This window comes from Thalassospira sp. UBA848 (assembly GCF_002295455.1).
In the GTDB taxonomy this organism is placed as follows: domain Bacteria; phylum Pseudomonadota; class Alphaproteobacteria; order Rhodospirillales; family Thalassospiraceae; genus Thalassospira.
Genome location: NZ_DBGS01000046.1, coordinates 1 through 24,740, shown reverse-complemented (window position 1 = coordinate 24,740; position 24,740 = coordinate 1). Strand labels below are relative to the sequence as shown.

The following is a 24,740-nucleotide window of genomic DNA, read 5'->3' as shown; positions in this document are numbered from 1 at the left end:
TTGCTCTGGCCAAAGTGCCTATGGACAGGCGGGCAATCTGGTGTGTGAACTACCGCACATTTTGGCGATAAACATGCGTGAAATCACAAACACAATACCCGGAGTTTGCTGCGCCGCAGCAATGTAAATTTCATGCTATCACTTTGATATAAATACATAATATCCACCTTCCTTGAACTGGCCCGCTGCTTGCTGATTACGGCACAGCGCCAAACGGCGTTTTAGAACGACGCCAAAAATGGCGCGCTAACGGGAAAACAGACTTAGTCAATCAAGGGAGACGTATTGATGCGTCCTATCAGCAAAAGCATTCTTGCTGCTGGCGTTGCTGCCGCAGCACTTCTGGGGTCCAACCTTGCCGCTTCCGCGCAGGAAGTCATCAAGTTCGCGCACGTCGTTGCACCGAACACCCCGAAGGGCCAGGGTGCCGACTACTTCAAAAAACGCGCCGAAGAAATTCTGGGCGACAAGGTCAAGATCGAGATTTACCCGAACTCGCAGCTGTTTGATGACAGCAAGGTTCTTGCTGCGATCCTGCGTGGCGATGTTCAGTTCGGCGCACCGTCGCTGGCGAAATTCGGCAAATGGACCAAAAAGCTGCAGGTGTATGATCTTCCGTTCCTGTTCAAGGATATGGATGCCGTTTCCTGCTTCCAGAATGGTGAAAAAGGTCAGGAACTTCTGGGTGCCATGTCGTCAAAAGGCCTGACCGGTGTCGGGTACTGGCATAATGGCCTGAAGCAGCTTTCGGCCAACAAGCCGCTGCGCACCCCGGCCGATGCCGAAGGCCAGAAATTCCGTATTCAGTCGTCTGACGTGATTGCAGCCCAGTTCGAAGCTGTCGATGCCGTCCCGCAGAAAATGGCGTTCTCGGAAACCTATTCTGCCCTTCAGACCGGCGTTGTTGATGGTCAGGAAAACACCTGGTCGAACATCTATTCCAAGAAGTTCTTCGAAGTTCAGGACTATATCAGCGAGTCCAACCATGGCCTGCTCGACTATATGGTCGTGACCTCGACCAAGTGGTGGGATGGTCTGGATCCGGAAATCCGCGAAGGTCTGGCACAGGCGATGAACGAAGCATCCGAATATGCCAACAACCTGTCGGCTGACCTGACCGCTGAACAGCGTCAGGCCGTGATTGATTCCGGTGAAACCGAAATTCTGCAGCTGACCGATGCCGAATTCGCCGCATGGCGCGAAGCCGTCAAACCGGTCTGGGATGAATTCGCAGACGATATCGGTCAGGACGTCATTGACGCCGCTGCCGCGTGTAACTGATCACGTAATTTTTCCAATCCAACATTATCGGAAAAGGACCGTTTACGATGATCTCAACGGTCGTTAACCGGCTGGAGGAGGGCATTATTGCCCTCCTGCTCGCCGCCATGACGTCGCTTACCTTTGTAAACGTCATCATGCGTTATGTTTTCAATTCCGGCCTGACCTGGGCTCTGGAAATCACCGAATTCCTGTTTGCCTGGCTGATCCTGTTTGGCATGTCCTATGGGGTAAAGGTTGGCTCGCACATCGGTGTCGATGCCCTTGTGCGCCTGTTCCCCAACAGCGTTCAACGCGTCATCGGCCTGATCGTGGTGGCCGCCGGCATCCTGTATTCAAGCTGGTTGATCATTGGCGGGTGGGAGCTTGTCAGCTTCAACCACATGCTTGAAATGGAAGCCGAAGACAGCCCTGTCATGCTGTGGATCGTCTATCTGATCATGCCGGTTGGCGCAGGATTGCTTGCATTCCGCCTGGCGCAGGTCGGATGGCGCATCATTACCGGAAAACAGGTCGGCTTCAATCTGGCAGACGAAGCACGCGAAGCGATTGACCAGCTTGCCCATGCGGGTAGCGCTGGTGGCGCAGCCAATGCGGATGACAACAAATCCGCGCCCGCTTCGACGCCAAAATCGTAAGCCGGACAGGGGGACATATAAATGACGATTGCATTCCTGTTTATCCTGCTGTTTGGCTTGATGGCCTTTGGCGCACCAATTGCCATATCGCTTGGCGTCGCATCGCTTTCGACCATTCTTCTGTTTGGCGATGACAGCCTGGCCACACTCGCAGAGAAACTTTTTGGCGGCATGGAACACTATACCCTGCTTGCCATTCCCTACTTCATTCTGGCATCGGCCTTTCTTTCAACCGGGGGCGTTGCGCGCCGCCTGATCCGCTTTGCCATTGATACGGTCGGCTGGTTCCCGGGTGGCCTTGCCATGGCATCGGTTCTTGCCTGCATGCTGTTTGCCGCGGTTTCGGGCTCAAGCCCGGCAACGGTTGTTGCCATCGGCTCCATCGTGATTGCCGGTATGGTGCGCGCAGGCTACCCGCAAAGCTTTGCTGCTGGTGTTATCTGTAACGCTGGTACGCTTGGCATCCTGATCCCGCCATCCATTGTCATGGTGGTCTATGCCGCCGCGACCGAGGTGTCGGTGGGTCGTATGTTCCTGGCCGGTGTTTTTCCGGGCATCATGGTCGGTCTGATGCTGATGACCGCGATCTATATCGTCGCACGCATCAAGAAACTGCCAAGCCAGCCGCGCCCAACACTTGGCGAATGGGGAAGCGCGCTGTTTTCCGCATCGGGTGGCCTGTTGCTGGTGATCCTGATCATGGGCGGTATCTATGGCGGCGTCTTCACCCCGACCGAAGCCGCAGCCGTTGCTGCATTCTATGCCATGTTTGTCGCGGTGCTGTTTTACCGTGACATGGGCCCGATCAAGGAACTGCCCTGGGTGCCGGAAAGCGGCAACAAGTCCGTCGGCAGCCTGATCGCGCATAACGTGCCACAAATGGGCAAGGCCCTTGCCCTGCTGCCGTTTGACAAGGAAATCCGCCACGTCCTTCTGGAGGCAGGCAAGGTCACGATCATGCTGATGTTCATCATCGCCAATGCGATGCTGTTCGCCCATGTTCTGACATCCGAACGTATCCCGCACACCATTGCTGAAACCATCATCGGATGGGGTTTACCGGCATGGGGCTTCCTGATTGTTGTAAACATCGTCCTGCTGATTGCCGGCAACTTCATGGAGCCAAGCGCGATCCTTCTGATCATGGCGCCGATCCTGTTTCCGATTGCCATGCAGCTTGGCATTGATCCGATCCATCTGGGCATCATCATGGTGGTCAATATGGAAATCGGCATGATCACGCCGCCGGTCGGGTTGAACCTGTTTGTCACATCCGGGATCACCGGCATGCCGTTGCTCAAGGTTGTAAAGGCCGCCTTCCCGTGGCTTTTGATCCTGCTGGTCTTCCTGGTGCTGGTCACCTATATCCCGGCGATTTCGACCTGGCTTCCGACCACCCTGATGGGACCGGAACGGATCATGACCCACTAACGGGCCATCGCCAAAAACATCCATCAAAGACCAAGGGCGGCATTCAACAGGATGCCGCCCTTGATGTATTTCAGTGTCACGTCTTCTGACATGCGGTAGTATCAGGTGAATGTTTGACAACCCCAAAGAACGCACAACAAGGTGCGCGCCCTGAAAAGGAGTGGTTCTAAAATGTCCAAGATGAATTTCAACGACTATGGCCGCTGCATGGCGACCTATAACAGCTGGCAGAATGGCGTGCTGTTTGATTTGTGCGAGCAGATTGGCGATGTCGAACGGCGCAAGGATCGCGGCATGTTTTTTGGTTCGATCCACAACACGCTAAACCATATTCTGTATGTCGACCTGCGCATCCTGACCATTTTGCGCACCGGCGAAGCAGGCCCGTTTCAGCCGACCTCGATCGTCGCGGATGACTTCGAAACCCTGAAAGCCATGCGTAACGAAGTCGATGCTGAAATCACCGAATTTGTCGAAGGCACGGATCACAGTTGGCAGGATGAAATCCGCGAACTGCCCTTTCCCGATGGCGTGACGCGCAAACTGCCGCGCCAGCTGTTTCTGGTGCAGTTGTTCAACCATCAGACCCACCATCGCTCACAAATCACAAGCGAACTGCACAAGATGGGCCTTGATTACGGCAACACCGATGTGCCCTACACGCCCGATCTGCCAATAAGCTAAGTCGCGATCCAAGCAACCGCTGGCAGAAGACTGAATTTTATGGATAATACAGGGCTCGGGATTACTACACCCGAAGCCCCACATTGCTGCGCCTTGGGTACTTTGCTTACCTGCGCTTACCTGTGCGTGCCTGCATACTCCGCGCAACGCGTACCCTCTGGTCGGGCTCCCTGACCCGCCGCCAAACACAGAACGGAATTGATTGCGCATGTCCACGCCCCTGCCCGGCGCAACGCTTGACCCGAAAAAGCTTGCCATCCTGCTTGCCGCACTGGTTGCGACGGCACCATTTGCCATTGATACCTACCTGCCGGCGATCCCGGCAATGGCACGCGACTTTGGCGAGGCCACCCACGCAGTTGAGGTCTCTGTCAGTACTTTCTTGATCGGATTTGCTCTGGGACAATTGATCGGCGGACCTCTGTCTGACCGGGTTGGTCGGCGGCCCATCGCATTGGTGGGTTTGGTGATCTATATCCTCACCAGCGCGATCATCACGACAGTCGACAGCGCCTTTTCGCTTAATGTCATGCGCTTTTTCCAGGCGATTGGCGGCGGGTTTTCAATTGTTATTGTCGGTGCATCGGTTCGTGATCTGTTTGATGGCAAGGAAGCTGCGCGCATGTTTGCGCTGATTGCGGTGATCATGATGATTGCACCTCTTGTCGCACCAACCATCGGCTCGGTACTGCTGGTCTGGTCGACCTGGCAATCGATCTTCGTGCTGCTGATTGTCTATGGCACTGTGATGCTTGCCATCGTTTACCTGAAACTGCCCGAAACAAGCTTGATGCGCCGACGCCACCCCGGCCCGGTGCGCCGGGTCTGGTGGACTTATCTTGAAGTCCTTCGCACACGCAAGGCGGTTGGCTTTATGCTGACCCATGCCGGGGCCAGTGCAGTGATGTTCAGTTTCGTCACCGACAGCCCGTTCATGTATATCGATTTCTTTGGCGTGCCGCAGGCATATTTCCCCTATCTGTTCGGGGCCAATGTTGCAGTGATTATCATCTGTAACCGGCTCAACAACCCGTTGCTCAAACGCCGCGAATGCCATCAGATTCTAAAAATCGGTACCGGCATTCAACTTGTCGCCACCATCGGCTTGTTCATTGCCACAAATGTCTTCGAGCCAAGCTTGTGGACAGTGGTGCCGTTCATCATGTTCTCGGTCGGACTGATCGGTCTGACGGCCCCGAATGCCACGGCATCCTTCATGCAGTATTTCCCGTATATCGGCGGTACGGCGACCGCCCTTTTGGGAACGATCCAGTTCGCCACCGGCGCGGTTGCGGGCATCGTCATCGGTCATTTTCATGACAACACATTGTTGCCACTGACGGTTTCGATGCTGGGCTTTGCGATTTTTGCCAATCTGATGGTTCATTTTATGGCCGACGCAAAACAGACAGAATCCCCCGCCTGATCAAGTCGCTGATCAAACCGACCCCGCCACCACTCATTTCAGGATATCTTCAATGGCCCGAATGACATTTGACGACTATGGCTGCGCAATGGCCAAATACAACACATGGCAGAACAACGTGCTTTATGATCTGTGCGATCAGATTGGTGACGAAGAACGCCATCGTGATCGCGGCATGTTCTTTAAGTCGATCAATGCCACCCTTAATCATCTGGCGCATATAGACCGTCGTATTCTCAGCATCATGAAAACCGGAAACGCCCCGGTCTATGACGCACACACCCAAGTCGCCGACGATTTTGATGAGTTGCGGCAAATCCGCCGCAACCTAGATGCCGAGATCGAGGCTTTTGTCGCCTCCGACGATCGTGACTGGCAGGATGGATATCGCGAATTCACCGGTGTCGACGGAATTACACGCAACCTGCCCCGCCCGCTGTTTCTCATTCAGTTTTTCAATCACCAAACCCATCACCGGTCCCAGATTACCAGCGAACTGCACAAGATGGGCATCGATTACGGCATCACAGACGTGCCGTTGACTCCGGATATCTCTTGGTAAGGCGGCGGCCTGATCACGCGCACAACTCCGCACGCAGCCAGGCAACAAGTGCCTCGGTCGCCGGGTCAGAAACCTGACCACGCAACCCTCTGAACACCGATATTCCGGCCGGATGAAAAACCTGTTCCGCGCAGGGCCGTATCAATATGCCTTGATCAAGCATTTGCTCGACAGTTCTCTGCCAGCCAAGGGCAATGCCCTGGCCTGAAACAGCAGCCTGCAACACCAATGGATAACTATCAAAGTCCTTGGTTTTGAGATGGGCAATATCGGTCGCACCGACCTCATCAAGCCACCCGTCCCAATCAAGCCAATCCTGCGGCACCACCCGATGCGATAACAAAACATGACCGGGCAGATCTTCGAGTGCCAATGGCGCCTGGTCTGACCCGAGATAGTTCGGACTACAGACCGGAAACACCGCATCGGACGCCGTAAAGGCCAACGGATAGGAACCATGCCTGCGCCCGGTGGTTTGCAGGGCGACATCAAAGGGTTGATCGGCATCGACAATCGGTTTGACCGAACTTTTGACCCGAAGTTCGATCTCGGGATGTTGATGATGAAAATCCGACAGGCGAGGCATCAGCCAATAAAACGCCTCGCACAGCTGGCAGAACAAAACGATCTCGCCAGATGACCCGGACTTGCGCATAAAGGTCGCTTCCTGGGAAATATCGCCCAGTGCCAACCCGACAATACGCCCGAACCGACGCCCCTCCTCGGTCAGGAAGACAGCCCTGTTGCGGCGCTCAAACAACACGGTCCCCAAATCCTTTTCCAGAATTCGGATCTGCTTGCTGATCGCGGCCTGGGTCAGGCCAAGCTCCTCAGCAGCCAGTGTAAAGCTTTCATGCCGTGCGGCGGCCTCAAACGGCAAAAGCGATGTCAGGGGCGGCAAGTTTCGCTGCCATTTTTCCATAACCAAAACTCATGCAAAATAGATCAGAAGTCGTTTCAGACTGATGGCAATTGGCGATAGATACAACCCCATGCACTCAAAGATGGGTAAATTCATGGAAAACATTATCTCACGCAACACTACATTCCTTGGGGTTATCCTGATTACGTCTGCAGTGTGCCTGCTTTCCCTGTCTGACGCGCTGGTCAAACTGCACAATGACCGGTTCAGCATTGCCCAACTGATTTTTCTGCGCTCAGCACTGGCCTGTGTCTTCTTGCTTGTGATCTGGCGCTTCAAAAAACGCGGCACCAAATCGCTTCTTCGGCCAACGCGCTGGGTCATCGTGCGAAGCCTGCTGCTCTGTGCAATGTGGCTGCTTTATTATTGCGGCCTGCCCGACATGTCATTTGCTGTCGCGGCCGCCGCACTTTACACTGCCCCACTCTTCATGGCGGTATTTGCCCGTCTGATACTCGGCACACCGATTGATCTTCCCGACCAGGCCGCCTTGGGCGCAGGCTTGATCGGAGTTGTGATGGCCGTTCAACCAAGTCCCGAAAACCTTTCACCAAACTTGCTACTGCCCTTCGGCGCGGCCGCGTGTTACGCGATGGCGGCGGTCTTGACCCGGGCCCATTGCCGCAACGAGACATCGCTTGGCATGGCCATCAACCTTAATCTGTGTCTGGCTGTTGGTGGCGGCATCGCGCTGATGGGGCTTGAATGGATCACCCCGATGACAGAGGCCACCACACCGTCATTCCTGATGGATGGCTGGCGAACGCTGTCCCTGATGGATTTCAGCATTATCTGCCTTCTGGCCGCCTTCATGACCTATATCGCCATCGCCGTTGCGCAGGCCTATAAGACATCGACCTCGATCACTGTCGGTCTGTTTGACAACGCCTATCTGGTTTTCGCTGTCGTCTGGAGCATCATGTTCTTTGATGACCTGCCCAATATCATGAGCTTGGCGGGGATTACGTTGCTGGCGGGGGCTGCAGTTATGTCTGCACTCCCACGCCGCAACATGCGACTCAAAACGTTGTAAAGCCAGATGATCCGCAATCGGGGCGCCTACTTGCCGGTGAAGACCGCTTTGCGCTTTTCCAGGAACGCGGTGTAGCCTTCCTTGAAATCGGCACTTTCAAAGGCGCGGTAGCCTTCATCAAATTCACGGGCATCAATCGCCCCGCCCTGACGCAAACGATTTAGCATGTGTTTGTGCGCGCGTTGCGTCAATGGCGCCCCACCGGCAATGCGTTTTCCGGTCTTGGCGACTTCTTCGTCAAATGTTTCAAGCGCGACATGACGGGCGATAAAGCCGATCTCGCGTGCGCGGGCGACGTCAAAGACCTGACCTTCCAGCAGGATCTCGAAAAGTGCGGCCTCACCGAGCAGATCAAGCATGATTTCCAGTTCCGGATAGCCCAGCGTGGCGCCCAGCTTCATCGGCGGCACGGCGAACTTCGCGTCATCGGCAGCAATGCGCAGATCACAGGACGCGGCCAACACAAATGACGCCCCCATGCACGGGCCGTCAATCGCGGCAATTACCGGATGGACGCAGTTCTGAATGGTTTGAAGCGCCTCTGCATGCAGCAGACCGTAATCACGTGCTTTCTCGAACCCGGACCGTTCACGGACAAATTCATGAATGTCGGCCCCGGCGCCAAAACCGGCCCCTTCGCCACCACGAATGATCACACAGCGAAGCTCAAGATCATCCGACAGGTTCTGAACAATCTTGGCTAGCTCCCCCCACATCGGTTTGGTCAGCGCGTTTTTACGTTCCGGCTGACAGATGGCGATGGTGGCAACGCGATCATCAATGGTGACATTCAGTCCGGTCTGCTCAGTCATGGCATTTCCTCTGGGGCATATTGGGCTTTTGGGGCGTGCTGTTTGGACACAGCTTAAATCGGTATAACTATACCGAATAAACCCAAAAGACGGTTTTGCCAATGGCTTGTCTTATTTGCCCTTGACAGCACGGGGGGCCGGACTACCTGATGGTGCGCGAAAGCGGGTCTGCAATCGGTTTGGCACCCGAAAGGCAAAGAGTGCAACCGCCACCGTGGCACCTGCAACAACCCACAGTGCCTGCTGACCGATTTCAAAAGTCAAAAGGCCCCCAATCACGGCCCCGACTACCATCCCGATCCACGGCACAATCTGAATGATCCAGTCATGGCGACGATCCCCGGTCAACCAACGGCCAATGCCGCGTCCAAACCGCGACAGCGCACCGGTCACATAGGTCAGCCCAATCGGCAATCCTTCAATATGTTCGACCGTGGCATTGATCATGCCCATGCACAAAACCACCAGAAAGAAGGCCGGCGACCCGCGCATCTCAATCGGCAGGATGGCGGCCAGACACAACAAAATGGCGACCACACCCAGCAAACCCGCCAGACGCTTGCGAAACCAGCCCGCAACCACAACACCAAGCGCATTACCAATAATAAAGAACCCAACAGCACTGATCAGAATGGTGGCCGTTGACCAGTCCCCATACCCGATGGCAAGGGCGGCACGGGTTGTATTGCCCGACATGAAGGAAACAAAATCCCCCGCCATCAGAAGTCCGATGGCATCGGTCATGCCCGCGATCATCGAGATAGCCATCACCAGCACAAGGCCAATGCCCTTGCGGCGGGCCATAATCAAACGACGACGTCTTTGCTGGCTCATAACACTCTGTCCTGACAGAAAACCTTGGACTGATTAAACAGCATTTTCGGTTTGGATTGCCAGCGCTGTTCACAAAGACCCGGTTGCTGCGAATTCCTGACCAACTGGTCAGCGGCTTTTCTTTGCGCTTTTGGACCAAAAGCGTTAAGAGGTGCGCAAATATTCGATCCGAAAAGGGTATTGCTGCCATGACCACTGAAAAACCGACTGCGCATTGCACTTATGCTGCCAAGACTGTCGCCAAGATTTTGCTTGATATCGGGGCTGTGAATTTCCGCCCGGAAGAGGCCTATATCCTGACATCTGGCTGGGCCAGCCCGGTTTATATCGATTGCCGCAAACTGATTTCCTTCCCGCGTGCACGCCGCAAGGTCATTGAACTTGCCGCCCGCCAGGTTTCTGATGCGGCTGGCTACGAGGCCTTTGACGCAGTTGCCGGTGGTGAAACGGCTGGCATCCCCTATTCCGCATGGCTTGCAGATGCCCTTGACCTGCCGATGCAGTATGTCCGCAAAAAGCCCAAGGGCTTTGGTCGCAAGGCCCGCATCGAAGGTGACATCCACGAAGGCCAGCGCGTTCTTCTGGTCGAAGACCTTGCCACCGACGGCGCATCGAAGGTCAATTTCGTCAATGCCATCCGCGAAGCCGGTGCGGAATGCAAACACGCCTTTGTCGTCTTCTTCTATGACATCTTCGAAGGTGCGCTTGACGAACTGCGCAAGGACGACATCGAAATGCATTACCTTGCGACCTGGGCCGATGTCCTCGCCGTTGCCGAAGAAGGCGAATATTTCAGCAAGGATGCCATCGAAGGCGTGCGTTCCTTCCTGAACGATCCAATCGGCTGGTCCAAGGCCAATGGCGGCAAGCACGACTAAGCTGCAACCAAGCCCAAAATACAAAACGCCCGCACGATAAATTCGGCGGGCGTTTTTTTATTGCCTGTTTTGCGTTACATCGCGTAACGGCAACAACAGGTCCAATGCGTTACATGACAGGCTTATTCACCCCAAACGTCAGGTCCTGATGCGGTATCGCGCGCAACCGTTTTGCCAAATATCCTTCCTTGCAGGCGATGAATGCGTGCATTTCCTGATAATAGGTTGCGGGCACCGCCGTTCGGACGGTCTGGTGCGCGGCAAGCTGGTTTGACCAACGACGCAACGTCGGAAATCCGGCAAACAAATCCCGGTTCAAACCAGCTGATATCAGGGCGAATGGCCGAAACACCGTTGCAAAAACCATATCAAGCATCGAAAGGTCTTGATCCTTCGCAACGGAATCTGGCGTCATCAAAACCGATATGATCGACATCTGGGTGTGAATTTGATGCAGCGTCGCATCCACCATGTTCACAGAAAGATCGCGATAGATCACATTCGCGGTCAGCGACAATATCTTGTCCCCGATCGCGATCACGCCTTGCTGAAAGGCCCGATCATAGGCATCGACCGGAAACAGTTTTGTCCAGTACATATCCTGCAGGTACTGACAGATCGCTGCTGACTCAAACAGGGATTTGTCGCCATCAATAACCAGCAACGGCACATTTCCGGTCGGGCTTATTTCAAGAAACCAGTCCGGCTTTGTATCAAGCTCGATATCGGTCCGCTTATGGGCAATTGTATTCTGGGAAAATACCATCGCGACCCGCTGAACATAGGGACAAAGCCTGTGCCCGATCAGATGATAGGACGGCAAACTTCCCTTGCGTTGCGCAGAATTGCTGTGAACCAGAACAGGCATCGCCCTATCCCATGTGATGGATGTTAAGTTTGTTGCCGTCCGGATCACGGAAATAAGCGGCATAGAAACCGTTTTCGTGGCGCTGCCCCGGTTCGCCTTCTGACGTTGCGCCAAGCGCAATTGCCTTTTGATACAGCGCATCGACCTGGTCACGTGACCCGGCCGCAAGTGCGATCATCGTTCCGTTTCCAACAGTCGCAGTATTTCCATCAAATGGGACATGAACCGAAAATGCGGGAACGTTTGGCCCGGCACTCCAGACAATAAAGTCCGTTTCCTCGAAAATGCGCTGCGCATCAAGCTCGGCAAGCAAGCCGTCATAGAAGGCAGCCGAACGTGCCAGATCATTGGTGCCAAGCGACGTGTATCCAATCATGATTTCATTCCTTGTCTAATGTGTTGAACTTCGTATGTCGCGTAGCGTACGGAATTTCAATTTTGCAATGAACAGGCAATTTTGTAGTATAAAATTGCAAATTTGAAATCGGAGGATGGATTGGACTGGAACTATATCAAGTCGTTTCTGGCCATTGCCGAGACAGGGTCGCTTGAACTCGCAGCCCAGAAAATCCGGGTCAGCACAACCACCATATTTCGCCATGTCCATGCGCTTGAAAATCAAACCGGCGCCAGACTGTTTGACAGGATACGCGGCCAATACAGCCTGACAGATGCCGGGATCGAGATGCTCGCCCCTGCCCGGCAAATCATGAACAACTTTGAAATCATCAGTACAAACCTGTCCGGGGCTGACGCGCTTCCTGCCGGTCTGGTGCGCATCACCGCGCCAACCAGTTTTTCGTATTTCTTTTTGCCAGACCACCTCGCCCGGTTTCAGGAACGCTGGCCCGATATCCAGATAGAACTTCTTGCCAGCAATCACGAATTCAACATGACGCAACGATACGCCGACATTGCTGTACGTGTGGCGGCAAGCCCGCCAGAACATCTTGTTGGCAAGGAAGTGCGCACACTGCAATGGGGCATCTATGGTGCCGCCGACAAATACGCACCGGCAGACCTTGATGATCTGCTTAACGCGCCCTTCGTTGGCGCATCCGGGACACTGGCAAGCTATGCGCCCTATAAATGGCTTGATGCAAAACGCCGCCATCCGTACCGGCAACAAACCGATGATCTGATTGCGATGGCACAGTTGGCCTGTGCGGGTTATGGCTTGGTGTGCTTGCCATCCGATCTCGCCCTGCCCGGCCTTCGCTTGCTGGCACCAATGCCAGAGGTCGCGGCAAACAAGCTTTGGGTGCTGACGCATCCTGATCTTCGAAACATCTCGCGTATCCGCGAAACCATGCGATGGATCAGCAAATCGCTTAAAGAGGACCCAAGGCTTCTATGATCAACTGCCCCAAACCGAGGAACCTGGCCCTGCACTTCCCGATGCGGCGTATTCATCGGTTTGCCCGGGCTGGACAGACTTTGCGACTGGGTTCAATATGTTCGCAAATAAAAGCAAGGCCATAGCAACGACTATGAGCAAGTTCGGGACCCCAAACTGACATGACCAAGGTGTACCCGCCACCGGTCGGAGGAACAATGCATGTCGATGCGCAAGACTGCCAAATGCCTGCCTGCAATTGCACTGGGCCTTGCCCTGTCTGGCTGTATGGCCCCGGTCGAAGAACCGGTCACCCACGCCAACAGTTCTGACACAATTGTCACACCGTGGGGGGCGCCATCACAAAATGCATCCTCGGCACCATCAGGCACCATGCGTTCGACCACGCCGGAAAACGACAATCTGGTCATGATGGAAGACCCCGGCCGCAAGGTGCAGGATGGCATCCGACAAAAACAGATCGACGAAGCCCGCATTGCGCTTGGCATTCTTGATCGCATGGCACAACGCTGCCAGTCCGGCGATGCTGCCGCCTGCACAACGCTTCAAACCAATTGGAGCGCGTTGTCCCAGCAATTGCACAAGACCCTTTCGATGATGTCGGGCGACGCAATGCAAATGCCTGCCAATATTCCGACCGATGATCCAGCCATGCCAGCGATGGATGGCGGGGCGACGATGACGCCGGCACCAGCCGCCCTCCCGAAAATGGATGATCCGGCCGGGGGCGAGATGCCAACGATGGAAAAAACCATTCCAATGACCGAACCCGGCGCAGACGGCTGACCAAACAGGATAAAAAAAGCCCAAGTACAACTTGGAATGATTTAATTTGAGATAGAGCAAAGAAACGATCCGACAACCCGAATATGTTGGCCATGACGTTAAGGCGCGAAACGACGATGCAGATTTCGGGTTTGCGCCGCGCCCCCACCGAATGGAGATCGGATCATGTATCGGGATATTCTTGTCCACATAGACACCGCTGCTGCCTGCAAGGAACGCCTGTCTGTCGCGCTGAAAGTTGCCAAGGCGCAGGACGCGCACCTCACCGGTCTTTTCCTTCTGCCCTATCCTGAAATCCCGCGTTTCATGGAAGTGCAGATCACCGAGGAAATCATCAATCAGCAGCGCAGTGCCATGGCCGAAACGGCAAAAACCGCGCGTGCAGAATTCGAAGCTGCCTGCGAAGCTGCCGGTGTCGCATTCAGCTGGCAGGAAACCTCCTGCCCGGCGTCGGAAATTGCCGATACCGCGGCCATGTATGCCCGTCATCATGATCTGACCGTTTTGGGCCAACGCAATCCGGAAAGCTCTGACCCGTGTTCTGTTTCGGAAATGCCGGACAAGGTCATTTTGACGTCTGGCGCACCGGTTATGGTGGTGCCCTATGTTGGCAAATTCGACACCATCGGCGAACGCGTCATGGTGGCGTGGAAACCTTATCGTGAGGCTGTCCGCGCCATGAATGACAGCATGCCGTTCCTCGAAGCATCGAAATCCACACTGGTTCTGTGCGCCGACCCGAACAAGGGTGCCCGCGACACCATGCCGGTACCGGGTGTTGATATTGGCGAACGCCTGAAATGCCATGGCGTGAATGCGAAAAAAGAAACCATGAATGCATCGGGCATCAGCGTCGGTGACCTTCTGCTGTCACGCGCGGCAGACGAAAGCATTGATCTGATTGTGTGCGGCGCATATGGCCGTCCGCGCCTGCGCGAACTTATGCTTGGTGGCGTAACACAGCACCTTCTGCGTCACATGACCGTACCGGTCATCATGTCGCACTAAAATCACGACCATCCCGTCTTGCCAAACCGGTCGGAATTTCCGACCGGTTTTTTCTTTGTCAAACAGAGGTTTTCTGCGTTTACGGAAACCTCGGCCAGGCGTTATTGGGCGCACCAAAGACCGACAAAAACACCTTAAATAGCCACGCTACGGGTTAATTACGCAAAACAATCGATTTTTCCGATGACATAAATCGAATTAAATGCCCCCCCAAAAGCTATTCGAATCCTTGCCAAATGAAAACAATAGCGCCAAATTGGGGGTAACCGCAAAACGGAGCATGCTCCGAAAAGAGATCGACAATTGAGAGATGGATCGCCTTCTCTGATCTGATGGTTCCAAAGAAGACTGGAATCGCTTTAATTTTTGACAAGGGTCAATGCCATATCGACCATCGTGGTTGATAAGGGAACCATAAGGACCCGGTCAGACCGGAGGATATGTCCAGAATCAGTTCGCTGAGCTGGACGAGACCAGAGCTTTGTGCTGCCACGACCGCATAGAAACAGCGTGACACTGCAAAGAGACAGGCGAAAGAAAAACGTATGAATTACAACACCTTCTTTAAAGATGCATTGGCTGGCCTCAAAGCCGAGGGCCGGTATCGTGTATTCGCCAATCTCGAACGTATTGTCGGAAAGTTCCCCAAGGCGCTTTATCATCCCGATAATGGCGAAGCCCCGCGTGAAATCACCGTGTGGTGCTCCAACGATTATCTTGGCATGGGCCAGCACCCCAAGGTGCTTGATGCCATGCAAAACGCCATCACCGGTCAGGGTGGCGGTGCCGGCGGTACGCGTAACATTTCCGGTTCCAACCATCTGCATGTCGCGCTTGAGCGTGAACTCGCCGACCTGCATGGCAAGGAATCTGCGCTTCTGATGACATCGGGTTATGTCGCGAACTGGACGACGCTGTCGACCTTGGGGTCAAAACTCCCCGATTGCGTGATCATTTCCGACTCTGAAAACCACAATTCCATGATCGAAGGCATGCGCCATTCCAAGGCAGAGCGCCGCATCTGGAAACATAACGACATTGCCCATCTCGAAGAGATCCTTAAGGATCTTGGACCGCAGCGCGCCAAGATCGTGGCGTTTGAGTCCGTCTATTCGATGGATGGCGACATTGCACCGATCGGCAAGATCCTTGATCTTTGCGAAAAATACAACGCCATGTCCTATCTTGATGAAGTCCATGCCGTTGGCATGTATGGCCCGCGCGGCGGCGGCGTTGCCGAACGCGATGGCGTCATGGATCGCGTGGACATTATTCAGGGTACGCTGGCAAAGGCCTTTGGCGTGATTGGTGGCTATATCGCAGCCAAACCGGAAATCGTCGATTTCGTGCGCAGCTTTGGCAATGGCTTTATTTTCACCAGTTCCCAACCGCCCAGCATCGCGGCAGGTGCACTGGCGTCGGTACGCCATCTCAAGCACAGCAGTGTCGAACGCAATGCCCAGAAGGAACGCGCCGACACCCTGCGCGAACGCATGCGCGCTGCGGACCTTCCGGTGATGGATGCACCAAGCCATATCGTCCCGCTGATGGTTGGTGACCCGGCCATGTGCAAGGAAGCCAGTGATCGCCTGCTGTTCGAACATGACATCTATGTCCAGCCGATCAACTACCCCACCGTGCCGCGCGGCACCGAACGCCTGCGCTTCACACCGGGCCCGCTGCACAATGACGAACTGATCGATCATTTGATCGACTCGCTGCTTTCGGTCTGGGGCCAGCTGGGGATTTCCAAGGTCGCCTAGGGAACCGGCCCGCACAAACATCAAAAGGCCGGTGGCGTAAACTGCACCGGCCTTTTTGCTGATCTAGTGAAATGGGCCGCCCGTATCGGATTGCTGAAATGTCGCGACGTTTGCTTTCGACGTGCAGCGTTCTATATTGAGGCTGTCCTGCTGGCGTCTTGCCAGCGTGGATAAATATTTGCAATTAAGAACCGTTCGCGTTAACGTCGGACCTGTCATCAAACAGGGACCGCTTATGTATTCGGATAGAACCTTGCTTCCCAAAGAATGTCTCCGCCTGTGCGCGCTTGGCACCCTTGCGCTTTCCGACAAGCCGATCAGCTATGGTGATCTGGCCAATTCGGTGCGTCATTTCATGTCCCACATCATGGGGCCATCGCTTGATATGATGGGAAGTTCGCTTCAGCTGCTTAAGCTTGAAGGACTGGTCAAGGAAGATACCGGCAGCGGTACGTTTTCTGATGCGCAACTCCGTCTGACCGATGCCGGGCATGAAAAGTTCGTTGAACTGATGCAGGGCAATCTGCGCGATACATCCGGTGAGCTTGCCCGTCTGATCATGGCGCTCAAGATGCGGTTCCTTCACCTGCTTGAAGAAGACATCCGCACCGAGCAGATCGAAATCCTGCATGACGTCTGCGAACTTGATCTTGAACGCGTGCTGGCCCTGCGTGAAGAACACGCAAGCGAGGCCGAAAACTTCACCGGCTGGCTTGAAATGGAAGTCAAACGGCTTGAGCAAAAGCGCGACTGGCTTAAAAGCCTTTTGGCCTAGGGCTCAAACTCACGTACGTGAGCGGCCCGATTATGTGAATGAGCTTGGACCCTTGCGCATTTTCCCGTTATAGTGGTGTCTGATGGCTTGCAGGAAGTAGGCCCAACGTCACAGGCAGGGACGGAAAATGTTGATACGTGAAGAAACCGAAAAGGACATTCCGGCGATTCACGCGTTGCTGGATGGTGCCTTTGCAACCGCTCCCCACAGTCAGCAGACCGAACATCTGATTGTGGACGCGCTCAGAAAATCCGGGCAACTCACCCTTTCCCTGGTCGCGGAACAGGACGATGAAATCGTCGGCTGCATTGCTTTTTCACCGGTAAAAATCAACGGCAAAGCCTGTGACTGGTTTGGTCTGGGCCCGGTCGCGGTCACCCCTGACCGTCAGGGCATGGGCATCGGTTCCGAACTGATCCAAAGCGGCATCCGCCATCTTCGGGCCGACGATGCGCGTGGCTGTGTCGTACTGGGGGAACCCGATTATTACAGCCGGTTTGGCTTTGCGCCCCTGCCCGATCTCAAACTTGAAGGCATCCCCGACAAGTACTTCATGGCACGCCCATTGGTTGATGAAATCCCGGCTGGTCTGGTCGATTACGATCCGGCCTTTGACATCAAACCTGACAATTAACCATCTGTCTGTGACCAGTGTGTCTGCTTAATACAAATGCTGCCCGCCAGTGACAAAGATCTCTGTGCCGGTGACATAACTGCTGTCTTCACCCACAAGATAATGCACTGCGGCCGCCACGTCCTCGGGCGTGCCCATACGGTTCATTGGAATGCGCGGCACAAGGGCCTCATATTCCGGGGAAATCATGTCTGTCTTGATTTCGCCCGGTGCGACCGCATTGACGCGAACACCAAGTTCGGCGAATTCGACCGCCATTTCACGCGTCAGGCCGGAAAGAGCGGCTTTGGACGTCGAATAGGCCGATCCGGCAAATGGATGGACGTAATGTCCCGCGATCGAGGTGATGTTGCAAACCGCCCCCTTGCCACGGTGTAATGCGGATGCAAATCCACGCGCGAGGGTCAGCGGGGTAAAGAAGTTGAGCTCAAACACATCCCGCCAGGCGGCAATATCGCCATTCAGGCAGCCAAGCCGCTCCTTGTAAGGCGTCTTGGGCGACACACCGGCATTATTAACCAGCGCATGCAAAGGATCATCGCCCAGCACCTCATTGGCCTCGTTGATAAACGCTTCGACTTCTGCCGGTTTGGACAAATCAGCACGGATGTGAATACCCTGGGCCGGATCGCGCGGGCAACTGGGCGGCGGGGCTTCGCGTGAACAGCAAATCACCCGCCAGCCACGCTTGGCAAAATATCCGACCGTGACATGGCCGATACCACGACTGGCACCTGTCAGGACGATTGTTTTCGGGGCATTGCTGCTCATTAGGTCTACTCACTTCACATGATATGCGCGCAAACAGAGTTTTGCTGGTTTTCTTATAGCATCGCAGGCCTTCCCCATCGAAGGAAAACCCTTGTCACGTATGATTTTTCTGCGATCACCAATGCGATATAGGCCGCCCTGTCGACATTTGGCAAGGCATGCGAAACAGGCTATGTTTTACATCTGTTTACCATGGGCAAAAACATGTGCAGCCGCTTTGATCTGAACAGTGATATTCGGGCCTTTCAGGTTCAGCTTGGTCTGGAAATGGAAGACATCCTTCGCATGCCCCTGCCTGACGGTCTGAATGAGGCCACCACAGATGACGAGGATGAAGAAACCGCCTTTGACAGCCTGACAGGCACGCGCCGGCCAACCGATCCGATTGCGGTTATCCTGCCCCATCGCAAGGCGGCCATTCGATATTGGGGGCTGAGTGTCGCAGGGCTGAACAGCCCGATGATCAATGCGCGCGCCGAAACCGTGATCGAAAAACCGACCTTCCGGCCACTTTTGAACCGCCGTTGCCTGATCCCGGCAAATGGATGGTACGAATGGCGCAAGGATGGCACGACCAAGCACAAGAACCGCATCACCCTGCCCGATCATCAACCGTTTCTGTTTGCCGGACTGGAAAACGGGCGAGAGGCCACCATCATCACCTGCGCGCCATCAGGCGCGATTGCCCACATCCACAACAGAATGCCAGCCGTGATCGGCCCCAACCATCTGGGTGACTGGCTTGATCCACAGATTGACTTCGCTGAGTTGGCCTACATGCTGGGCCCGCTGCCCGACCATGTTCTTTCATGGCACGAAGACCCGGCTGACCCGGCCCGAACCGATCAGACAACAAACCAGATCGATATGTTTTCAAACTAAGAAATACCACACGGCCCCGCAAAGAACGGGTTAACGCCGCTTGGTCTTAGTCGCTTTCAATGTCATTTGCGGCACATGGTGTTGCACTGCATGCACGCAATGCACCGCCAAGACCGGTATGACCGGCAACCACCGCGCCAAGATCGGGCAGGCCAACATTCGGATTGTTGAGTTCCTGTGCCAGATCCTCGGACATGGAAGCGAAATCAATGATATCGCGTAGAGACAACATGGGAGTTCCCCTGCCAGACGTTTCTTTTCCTCGGTGCGAAACGCCTCGTTTATCGGGGTTTCGTCTTTGTAAGGTTTCTGTAACCCTGTCGTGATTTCTTCGCGCATGCAACAAAAAAAAGGCGTACAAAAGTACGCCTTTTCAGCAATATACCAATAGATAGGTAATTTAATTTCGCGATATCAACCGCTTAAGATGACCTTCGCGTTAATGCATTATCCAAAGCGGCAAAGCACATTTTGACAGCATATCCTGCGTGACACCGCCAAGGATCATTTCCTTGAAACGTGAATGGCTGTAAGCGCCCAGAACAATCGTATCAGCGCCGCATTTTTCTGCCTCGGAAATCAAGGTATTAGCAACTTGTCCGGTTTCGGCACTCTCGACCACGGTCGCATCGACTCCGTGCCAGCTGAACTGTTCGGCCAGGGCCTTGGCGCATGCTCGGCCATACGGGACCTCTCCGACGCTGACAATTGTGACTTCCTTGGCATTGCGCAACATTGGCATGGCCGAAGTCACCGCGCGCGCCGCCTCAATCCCGCCATTCCAGGCGATCATGACTTTTTCACCAATTTTTTCAGGCGTGCGTTCCGGGGCAACAAGGATCGGGCGACCCGTTTCCATCAAGGCTGCGTCAAAGGTCAGCGATGCGGATCCTTCCTTTGGATCGCGGCCAATCACCACCAAATCAAAAAGACGCCCGCGGCGGGCAACTGTTTCGTCTTCGCGCCCGCTATCCTTGCGCCAGGTGCAGGACGGTTTGGCATCGGCGTTTGGCGTGTTGATTTCCTCAAACCCGGACTCCTTCACGGCCGCCTGAAAAGATGCCTTGCCTGCTGCCTCGCGCTTTTCTGTTTCGTTTGCAGCAGCCTGAATCATTTCTTCGATGATCAGGCCCGACATACCCTCGCCAACGATCGGGATGGCGTCTTGTGGTTCGGCAGCAACGAATAGCGCCTCAAGATGGGCATCAAACGTTTTGGCTACCTTGAAGGCCGTTGTCATTACACGTTCGTCAATCGCCGTGCCTGATACCGGTGCCAGAATTGTGCGAATTGCCATTTTCATTACTCCCGCCTGTCCGCCCGGTCATTGAGCCTGCTCGAAATCCGGACTGATGATGACCATATTCCCAAGCAGTGTGAGATCTCTTGCCTTGGTATTCTTTGTTCAAGATCAAAAAATTGCGAAAGTTATTATTATTCTTATATTTTGTTGATGCCGGTTGGGAATTTCTAGATCAACCGCGCACAAAATGATTGTAACATGATTGCCAGTGATTACGATGACGCTTTGATAATCGGGAAATTATTCTCTTGGGTAGGGTCCGGGCGCACAAGGCGAAAAATCGATCTGGCGTGCGGCGAAAAGAACGGGGTTACTCGCGGATGGACTACAACGCACTGCACGAAAACGCACGTGAAGCTGCTGAATTTCTCAAGACGCTTGGCAATGAATGGCGCTTGCTTATTCTGTGCTCGCTTGGGGATGCAGAAAAATCCGTCGGCACGCTGGAAAATGAACTGGGCATCAAACAATCCGCCCTGTCGCAACATCTTGCAAGGCTGCGCCGCGAAGGGCTGGTAAAAACCCGCCGTGATGCGCAAACCATTTACTATTCGCTGGCCAATCCGGACATCATGAAAATCATTGCCGTGCTGCAAGACACCTTCTGTCCCCCGGAACCGGCGGCGTAAACTTCACCTCGACCAGAAAACAAAAAACGCACAAGACTCTGTCGCCTTGTGCGTTTTTGCGTTTGTGGTTCCCGACCTACCCTTACGGAAACAGTTTCTGGGTATTCCAGCCACTGTCCGCATCATCACGGGTGAACAATTTGCGGTCATGAAGGCGGAATTTTCCTTCTGCCCAGAATTCAATACGATCAGGCACAAGCCGGAACCCGCCCCAATGATCGGGGCGCGGCACTTTGCCAAGACCAAACTTTGCAGTGAATTCGGCAACCCGCTTTTCAAGATCGAACCGGCCGCTCATCGGGCGGGACTGAATGGATGCCCAGGCACCCAATTGGCTGCCACGCGGGCGCGATGCAAAATACTCGTCTGACTCGCTGGCATCGACTTTGGCAACCTTGCCTTCGATGCGCACGCATCTTTCAAGCGTTTTCCAATGAAAACAAAGGGCGGCATAGCCGTTCTCGGCCAACTGGTCGCCCTTGCGGCTTTCATAATTGGTGTAGAAAACAAAGCCGCGCGTATCGAAACCCTTTAGCAGGACGATACGGGCCGACGGGCGACCTTGCGCATCCGCGGTCGCCAGTGTCATTGCATCCGGATAGGCATCTTCGGCCTTTTTGGCGTCAGAAAACCACGTTTCAAACATGTCAAACGGGGCTTCGTGGGGCTCATGCCCCATTTTCGGCGCATTTTTTTCGTTCATTGCAAAAGGAATTCCTTTGGCTGATTGGGTCTGTTGCCGTGAGAAACATTTATTTCGGAACTACGGTGGCAGCGACAACGTTGGATCAACATATAAACCCAAAGCATATCGGTTGGGACTGTAAAGACAAGATGGGCAAATTAAACATGAAATTCCGTCAGATCGTTATTCCGGTCGTCATGACCGCCTTTATCGCTGGCTGTGCTCAGGACCAGGGTCAGAAACAGACAGCAGGCACACTTCTGGGCGCCGTTGGCGGCGCCGTTGCGGGCGCGCAGTTCGGCAAGGGCAGCGGCCAGCTTGTTGGCGTGGCGCTTGGGACACTCGCCGGTGCCTTTATCGGCAGCGAAGTCGGCAGATCACTAGATAATGCCGACCGCGCCATCATGGCCCAAAGCACCCAGCGTACGCTTGAAGCTGCGCCAACCGGTGAAACCACCACCTGGCAAAACCCCGATACGGGCGTTCAGGGTACGGTAACCCCGACCCGCACCTATCAGAAACCCGAAACTCAGGAATACTGCCGTGAATACCAGCAAACGGTGATGATTGGCGGTCAGGAAGAAACCGCCTATGGCACCGCATGCCGCAAACCTGATGGCAGCTGGCAGGTCGTGAACTAAGACCCGTCAAAAAATCTGAAATGACAGGCGGTGCGGTCCTTGCGATCAGCGCCGCCTTTTCATATCTGCTGTTCGGATCGGGCGTTCTGCCCACGAAATCTCATTGTTTCGGATCAGATGCGGCAAAATGGTTCATCTTTTGCGGCGCATGATCTAATAATGAACACAACATCCAAATCACATAACGTGCTTTTAGTTTCTGGAACCGGTCAGTAAATGCAGGATCCCTACAAGACACTTGGCGTTGCCAAAAACGCCAGTCAGGAAGAAATCAAAAAGGCCTATCGCAAACTGGCGCGTGAACTTCACCCTGATGTCAATCCGGGCGATGCCAAAATCGAAGAACGCTTCAAAAAGGTATCAAGCGCCTATCACCTTCTGGGGGATGCGGAACGCCGCAAGAAGTTCGACAACGGTGAAATCGACGCTGATGGCCGCGAAACCAGCCCGTTTGCCCGTGGCGGTGGCGGACAAGCCGGTGGTGGCTTTGCGGGCGGAGACCCGTTCGGCTTTTCCGGTGCCAATGCCGAAGACATCTTTGACGAGATTTTTGGCAAGGGGCGCGGCCGATCTGGCGGCGGCGGTTTTGGTGGCTTTGGCGGGGAACGCAAACCCAAAAAGGTCAAAGGCCCGAATATCTCTTATGAGCTCAGCCTTGATTTTGCCGAGGCCATCCTTGGCACGACCAAACGCATCAATCTTGCCAGTGGCAAAAGCCTTGAAGTCCGCATTCCGCCCGGAAGCGAGAACGAACAGACCCTGCGCCTGAAAGGTCAGGGCATGGCGGGCATGAATGGTGGCGAAGCCGGTGACGCCCTGATCAAGCTGCATGTCCATCCGGACAAAACCTTCCGGCGCGAAGGCAATGACATCCATTGTGATCTGGCAATCAGCCTGCCTGAAGCCATTCTGGGGGGCTCCATCGAAGTGCCGATCGTCGATGGCAAGGTCAATATGAAGCTGCCTGCCAATGCCAACAGCGGCACCAAACTGCGCCTGCGTGGAAAGGGTGCGCCTTATGACCGGGGCAACAAACGCGGTGATCAATATGTTCACCTGACGGTGAAGTTGCCCGAAGAACGCGATGATGAATTGATCGAGTTCATCAAGGAATGGTCTGAAAAGCACCCCTACAAGGCGCGCTAACCCATCAATCCAAAGCCGGCATTCGCCGGCTTTTTTCTTGGGCCGTTGGCAGCCGGGGTCCGGCCACACAAAAGACCCTGTGTTGAGAGGTGCCTGTTAATCCCGTTCCGTGTTACCATATTGTTTTAGGGGCAGAATCTAACGGGCTTTGTCGCAAAGAACGCAACCGATCATAAGGGGCAATATGGAACAGCTCAGCAACCCGGACATCTATTTGCAATGGCTTGAACAGGCAATCGCCTGGCTGTCTGCAAATGTCCTGCTGGTCCCGATCCTGATCCAGATTGCCGCCTGCCTGCTTGCCACCATCCCGGCCTTTTTGCTGCGCCGTCGCCTGGCGTCGCTTCTCGCGCGCTTGCAGGACTGGAAGCCGCTTTTGCCCTATGCCGGATTTCGTCGCTTTGCCAAGGTTCTGCCGAGCTTGGCTTTTCCGCTTATTCTGGTCATCACGATCTGGTTGATTGACGCGGTCGCCATTCAGGCGGGCTATCGCCATAACGTTGTTCGGCTGGTTGCAAGTCTTCTCAATGCGTGGATTGTCATTCGTCTTGCCGCGGCCATCGTCAATGACCCGGTTTGGTCACGCACCATTGCCGCCGTTGCATGGACCTTGGCGGCGCTTAACATCGTCGGGTGGCTTGATCCCGGCATCGAAATTCTCGACGGGCTGGCGCTTAATATTGGCGAGTTCCGCATATCGGTCTATGGCATCCTCAAGGCCATTTTATCCCTTGCGGTTTTGCTGTGGGTGGCATCCTTTGCCTCGCGCCTGTTTGAACAACGCATCCGCAAGGTCCATCACCTGACCCCATCGGTTCAGGTTCTGATGGCAAAGCTTCTCAAGCTTGTATTGCTGTCGATCGCGGTTCTGTTTGCGCTTTCGACCATGGGTGTCGATCTGACCGCACTTGCCGTGTTTGGTGGTGCGGTTGGTGTCGGGATCGGGTTTGGTCTGCAACGCATTTTCGCCAACCTGATCAGCGGCGTGATC

The 24,740-nt window shown here is 54.6% G+C and carries 27 protein-coding genes and 1 pseudogene; 19 read left to right on the top strand and 9 right to left on the bottom strand.

The window, feature by feature from the left end; all coding sequences use genetic code 11:
* The first annotated feature begins 288 nt into the window (after nucleotides 1–288).
* From B2R48_RS06040 to B2R48_RS06015, 6 genes are all read left to right on the top strand, one after another.
* Entirely contained in the window at nucleotides 289–1,281 is a 993-nt protein-coding gene (locus B2R48_RS06040; protein WP_249741890.1) for a TRAP transporter substrate-binding protein, read from the top strand.
* Between the two features lie 47 nt (nucleotides 1,282–1,328).
* Nucleotides 1,329–1,919, top strand: a complete 591-nt coding sequence (locus tag B2R48_RS06035; RefSeq protein WP_062957673.1) for a TRAP transporter small permease — start codon at nucleotides 1,329–1,331, stop codon at nucleotides 1,917–1,919.
* A 21-nt stretch (nucleotides 1,920–1,940) separates the two neighbouring features.
* Entirely contained in the window at nucleotides 1,941–3,350 is a 1,410-nt protein-coding gene (locus B2R48_RS06030) for a TRAP transporter large permease (protein ID WP_296998780.1), read from the top strand.
* Nucleotides 3,351–3,521: 171 nt separating this feature from the next.
* The gene (locus B2R48_RS06025; RefSeq protein ID WP_213472527.1) at nucleotides 3,522–4,034 is read left to right on the top strand and encodes a DinB family protein; all 513 of its coding nucleotides are present in this window, start codon (nucleotides 3,522–3,524) and stop codon (nucleotides 4,032–4,034) included.
* A gap of 208 nt (nucleotides 4,035–4,242) precedes the next feature.
* Entirely contained in the window at nucleotides 4,243–5,460 is a 1,218-nt protein-coding gene (locus B2R48_RS06020) for a Bcr/CflA family multidrug efflux MFS transporter (RefSeq protein WP_296998777.1), read from the top strand.
* 52 nt (nucleotides 5,461–5,512) lie between these two features.
* Complete coding sequence (locus B2R48_RS06015; RefSeq protein ID WP_296998775.1) at nucleotides 5,513–6,022, top strand: DinB family protein; 510 nt, start codon at nucleotides 5,513–5,515, stop codon at nucleotides 6,020–6,022.
* 13 nt (nucleotides 6,023–6,035) lie between these two features.
* Here the strand turns inward: B2R48_RS06015 and B2R48_RS06010 are convergent, their stop codons facing one another.
* Nucleotides 6,036–6,944, bottom strand: a complete 909-nt coding sequence (locus B2R48_RS06010; RefSeq protein WP_062957668.1) for a LysR substrate-binding domain-containing protein — start codon at nucleotides 6,942–6,944, stop codon at nucleotides 6,036–6,038.
* A 94-nt stretch (nucleotides 6,945–7,038) separates the two neighbouring features.
* On the opposite strand from B2R48_RS06010, the gene B2R48_RS06005 reads away from it, so the two are divergent.
* Nucleotides 7,039–7,977 carry a DMT family transporter gene (locus tag B2R48_RS06005; RefSeq protein ID WP_296998772.1) on the top strand — a complete coding sequence of 313 codons (939 nt, stop codon included), beginning with the start codon at nucleotides 7,039–7,041 and terminating at the stop codon, nucleotides 7,975–7,977.
* 26 nt (nucleotides 7,978–8,003) lie between these two features.
* Here B2R48_RS06005 and B2R48_RS06000 read toward each other — a convergent pair whose 3' ends face one another.
* Nucleotides 8,004–8,789, bottom strand: coding sequence for an enoyl-CoA hydratase/isomerase family protein (locus B2R48_RS06000; protein WP_062957666.1), 786 nt, complete (start codon nucleotides 8,787–8,789; stop codon nucleotides 8,004–8,006).
* Nucleotides 8,790–8,900: 111 nt separating this feature from the next.
* On the bottom strand, nucleotides 8,901–9,623 hold the full coding sequence (locus tag B2R48_RS05995) for a YoaK family protein (RefSeq protein ID WP_296998770.1): 723 nt from the start codon (nucleotides 9,621–9,623) through the stop codon (nucleotides 8,901–8,903).
* A 188-nt stretch (nucleotides 9,624–9,811) separates the two neighbouring features.
* On the opposite strand from B2R48_RS05995, the gene B2R48_RS05990 reads away from it, so the two are divergent.
* Nucleotides 9,812–10,501, top strand: coding sequence for an orotate phosphoribosyltransferase (locus B2R48_RS05990; RefSeq protein WP_044828964.1), 690 nt, complete (start codon nucleotides 9,812–9,814; stop codon nucleotides 10,499–10,501).
* A 109-nt stretch (nucleotides 10,502–10,610) separates the two neighbouring features.
* Here B2R48_RS05990 and B2R48_RS05985 read toward each other — a convergent pair whose 3' ends face one another.
* Together B2R48_RS05985 and B2R48_RS05980 are read right to left on the bottom strand one after the other, a co-directional pair.
* The gene (locus B2R48_RS05985) at nucleotides 10,611–11,369 is read right to left on the bottom strand and encodes a glutathione S-transferase family protein (RefSeq protein WP_296998769.1); all 759 of its coding nucleotides are present in this window, start codon (nucleotides 11,367–11,369) and stop codon (nucleotides 10,611–10,613) included.
* Nucleotides 11,370–11,373: 4 nt separating this feature from the next.
* Nucleotides 11,374–11,745 carry a VOC family protein gene (locus B2R48_RS05980; RefSeq protein WP_062957663.1) on the bottom strand — a complete coding sequence of 124 codons (372 nt, stop codon included), beginning with the start codon at nucleotides 11,743–11,745 and terminating at the stop codon, nucleotides 11,374–11,376.
* 120 nt (nucleotides 11,746–11,865) lie between these two features.
* On the opposite strand from B2R48_RS05980, the gene B2R48_RS05975 reads away from it, so the two are divergent.
* The 6 genes from B2R48_RS05975 (at nucleotide 11,866) to B2R48_RS05950 (ending at nucleotide 17,692) form a co-directional block, all read left to right on the top strand.
* Nucleotides 11,866–12,726 carry a LysR family transcriptional regulator gene (locus B2R48_RS05975; protein ID WP_296998766.1) on the top strand — a complete coding sequence of 287 codons (861 nt, stop codon included), beginning with the start codon at nucleotides 11,866–11,868 and terminating at the stop codon, nucleotides 12,724–12,726.
* Nucleotides 12,727–12,927: 201 nt separating this feature from the next.
* Entirely contained in the window at nucleotides 12,928–13,512 is a 585-nt protein-coding gene (locus B2R48_RS05970; protein WP_296998763.1) for a hypothetical protein, read from the top strand.
* Nucleotides 13,513–13,677: 165 nt separating this feature from the next.
* Nucleotides 13,678–14,520: a universal stress protein gene (locus tag B2R48_RS05965; RefSeq protein WP_296998760.1), complete on the top strand. Its 843-nt coding sequence runs from the start codon at nucleotides 13,678–13,680 to the stop codon at nucleotides 14,518–14,520.
* A gap of 545 nt (nucleotides 14,521–15,065) precedes the next feature.
* Nucleotides 15,066–16,283, top strand: a complete 1,218-nt coding sequence (hemA, locus tag B2R48_RS05960) for a 5-aminolevulinate synthase (RefSeq protein ID WP_062957660.1) — start codon at nucleotides 15,066–15,068, stop codon at nucleotides 16,281–16,283.
* A 253-nt stretch (nucleotides 16,284–16,536) separates the two neighbouring features.
* A complete protein-coding gene (locus B2R48_RS05955; RefSeq protein ID WP_414716177.1) occupies nucleotides 16,537–17,058 on the top strand; it encodes a hypothetical protein in 522 nt (173 codons plus the stop codon).
* Between the two features lie 127 nt (nucleotides 17,059–17,185).
* Complete coding sequence (locus tag B2R48_RS05950) at nucleotides 17,186–17,692, top strand: GNAT family N-acetyltransferase (RefSeq protein ID WP_213472510.1); 507 nt, start codon at nucleotides 17,186–17,188, stop codon at nucleotides 17,690–17,692.
* 27 nt (nucleotides 17,693–17,719) lie between these two features.
* Here the strand turns inward: B2R48_RS05950 and B2R48_RS05945 are convergent, their stop codons facing one another.
* Nucleotides 17,720–18,463 carry an SDR family NAD(P)-dependent oxidoreductase gene (locus B2R48_RS05945; protein WP_296998756.1) on the bottom strand — a complete coding sequence of 248 codons (744 nt, stop codon included), beginning with the start codon at nucleotides 18,461–18,463 and terminating at the stop codon, nucleotides 17,720–17,722.
* A 204-nt stretch (nucleotides 18,464–18,667) separates the two neighbouring features.
* Between B2R48_RS05945 and B2R48_RS05940 the strand changes: the two genes are divergently transcribed.
* Nucleotides 18,668–19,345, top strand: coding sequence for an SOS response-associated peptidase (locus B2R48_RS05940; protein ID WP_296998753.1), 678 nt, complete (start codon nucleotides 18,668–18,670; stop codon nucleotides 19,343–19,345).
* Nucleotides 19,346–19,391: 46 nt separating this feature from the next.
* On the opposite strand, the gene B2R48_RS05935 is transcribed toward B2R48_RS05940, so the two are convergent.
* On the bottom strand, nucleotides 19,392–19,577 hold the full coding sequence (locus B2R48_RS05935) for a hypothetical protein (protein WP_062957656.1): 186 nt from the start codon (nucleotides 19,575–19,577) through the stop codon (nucleotides 19,392–19,394).
* A gap of 207 nt (nucleotides 19,578–19,784) precedes the next feature.
* Nucleotides 19,785–20,642, bottom strand: coding sequence for a universal stress protein (locus B2R48_RS05930; RefSeq protein WP_296998750.1), 858 nt, complete (start codon nucleotides 20,640–20,642; stop codon nucleotides 19,785–19,787).
* A 326-nt stretch (nucleotides 20,643–20,968) separates the two neighbouring features.
* Between B2R48_RS05930 and B2R48_RS05925 the strand changes: the two genes are divergently transcribed.
* Nucleotides 20,969–21,277: an ArsR/SmtB family transcription factor gene (locus B2R48_RS05925; protein ID WP_296998748.1), complete on the top strand. Its 309-nt coding sequence runs from the start codon at nucleotides 20,969–20,971 to the stop codon at nucleotides 21,275–21,277.
* A gap of 82 nt (nucleotides 21,278–21,359) precedes the next feature.
* Here the strand turns inward: B2R48_RS05925 and pdxH are convergent, their stop codons facing one another.
* Nucleotides 21,360–21,980, bottom strand: coding sequence for a pyridoxamine 5'-phosphate oxidase (gene pdxH, locus B2R48_RS05920; RefSeq protein WP_062957654.1), 621 nt, complete (start codon nucleotides 21,978–21,980; stop codon nucleotides 21,360–21,362).
* A gap of 146 nt (nucleotides 21,981–22,126) precedes the next feature.
* Here pdxH and B2R48_RS05915 point away from each other — a divergent pair, with 146 nt between their 5' ends.
* The 3 genes and pseudogenes from B2R48_RS05915 to B2R48_RS05905 form a co-directional block, all read left to right on the top strand.
* On the top strand, nucleotides 22,127–22,603 hold the full coding sequence (locus B2R48_RS05915; protein WP_062957822.1) for an RT0821/Lpp0805 family surface protein: 477 nt from the start codon (nucleotides 22,127–22,129) through the stop codon (nucleotides 22,601–22,603).
* A gap of 216 nt (nucleotides 22,604–22,819) precedes the next feature.
* On the top strand, nucleotides 22,820–23,749 hold the full coding sequence (locus tag B2R48_RS05910; RefSeq protein WP_296998744.1) for a DnaJ C-terminal domain-containing protein: 930 nt from the start codon (nucleotides 22,820–22,822) through the stop codon (nucleotides 23,747–23,749).
* 184 nt (nucleotides 23,750–23,933) lie between these two features.
* Nucleotides 23,934–24,740 (top strand): annotated as a pseudogene (locus tag B2R48_RS05905) (mechanosensitive ion channel domain-containing protein); the annotation flags it as partial.

Coding starts and splice junctions, on each gene's coding strand:
- B2R48_RS05915 (WP_062957822.1), top strand. CDS start 22,127: ATGAAATTCCGTCAGATCGTTATTCCGGTCGTCATGACCGCCTTTATC.
- B2R48_RS06025 (WP_213472527.1), top strand. CDS start 3,522: ATGTCCAAGATGAATTTCAACGACTATGGCCGCTGCATGGCGACCTAT.
- B2R48_RS06035 (WP_062957673.1), top strand. CDS start 1,329: ATGATCTCAACGGTCGTTAACCGGCTGGAGGAGGGCATTATTGCCCTC.
- B2R48_RS06040 (WP_249741890.1), top strand. CDS start 289: ATGCGTCCTATCAGCAAAAGCATTCTTGCTGCTGGCGTTGCTGCCGCA.
- B2R48_RS05990 (WP_044828964.1), top strand. CDS start 9,812: ATGACCACTGAAAAACCGACTGCGCATTGCACTTATGCTGCCAAGACT.
- B2R48_RS05925 (WP_296998748.1), top strand. CDS start 20,969: ATGGACTACAACGCACTGCACGAAAACGCACGTGAAGCTGCTGAATTT.
- B2R48_RS05930 (WP_296998750.1), bottom strand. CDS start 20,642: ATGGCAATTCGCACAATTCTGGCACCGGTATCAGGCACGGCGATTGAC.
- B2R48_RS05980 (WP_062957663.1), bottom strand. CDS start 11,745: ATGATTGGATACACGTCGCTTGGCACCAATGATCTGGCACGTTCGGCT.
- B2R48_RS05985 (WP_296998769.1), bottom strand. CDS start 11,369: ATGCCTGTTCTGGTTCACAGCAATTCTGCGCAACGCAAGGGAAGTTTG.
- B2R48_RS05950 (WP_213472510.1), top strand. CDS start 17,186: ATGTTGATACGTGAAGAAACCGAAAAGGACATTCCGGCGATTCACGCG.
- B2R48_RS05935 (WP_062957656.1), bottom strand. CDS start 19,577: ATGTTGTCTCTACGCGATATCATTGATTTCGCTTCCATGTCCGAGGAT.
- B2R48_RS06010 (WP_062957668.1), bottom strand. CDS start 6,944: ATGGAAAAATGGCAGCGAAACTTGCCGCCCCTGACATCGCTTTTGCCG.
- B2R48_RS05995 (WP_296998770.1), bottom strand. CDS start 9,623: ATGAGCCAGCAAAGACGTCGTCGTTTGATTATGGCCCGCCGCAAGGGC.
- B2R48_RS05945 (WP_296998756.1), bottom strand. CDS start 18,463: ATGAGCAGCAATGCCCCGAAAACAATCGTCCTGACAGGTGCCAGTCGT.
- B2R48_RS06000 (WP_062957666.1), bottom strand. CDS start 8,789: ATGACTGAGCAGACCGGACTGAATGTCACCATTGATGATCGCGTTGCC.
- B2R48_RS05970 (WP_296998763.1), top strand. CDS start 12,928: ATGTCGATGCGCAAGACTGCCAAATGCCTGCCTGCAATTGCACTGGGC.
- pdxH (WP_062957654.1), bottom strand. CDS start 21,980: ATGAACGAAAAAAATGCGCCGAAAATGGGGCATGAGCCCCACGAAGCC.
- B2R48_RS06005 (WP_296998772.1), top strand. CDS start 7,039: ATGGAAAACATTATCTCACGCAACACTACATTCCTTGGGGTTATCCTG.
- B2R48_RS05910 (WP_296998744.1), top strand. CDS start 22,820: ATGCAGGATCCCTACAAGACACTTGGCGTTGCCAAAAACGCCAGTCAG.
- B2R48_RS06015 (WP_296998775.1), top strand. CDS start 5,513: ATGGCCCGAATGACATTTGACGACTATGGCTGCGCAATGGCCAAATAC.
- B2R48_RS06030 (WP_296998780.1), top strand. CDS start 1,941: ATGACGATTGCATTCCTGTTTATCCTGCTGTTTGGCTTGATGGCCTTT.
- hemA (WP_062957660.1), top strand. CDS start 15,066: ATGAATTACAACACCTTCTTTAAAGATGCATTGGCTGGCCTCAAAGCC.
- B2R48_RS05940 (WP_296998753.1), top strand. CDS start 18,668: ATGTGCAGCCGCTTTGATCTGAACAGTGATATTCGGGCCTTTCAGGTT.
- B2R48_RS06020 (WP_296998777.1), top strand. CDS start 4,243: ATGTCCACGCCCCTGCCCGGCGCAACGCTTGACCCGAAAAAGCTTGCC.
- B2R48_RS05965 (WP_296998760.1), top strand. CDS start 13,678: ATGTATCGGGATATTCTTGTCCACATAGACACCGCTGCTGCCTGCAAG.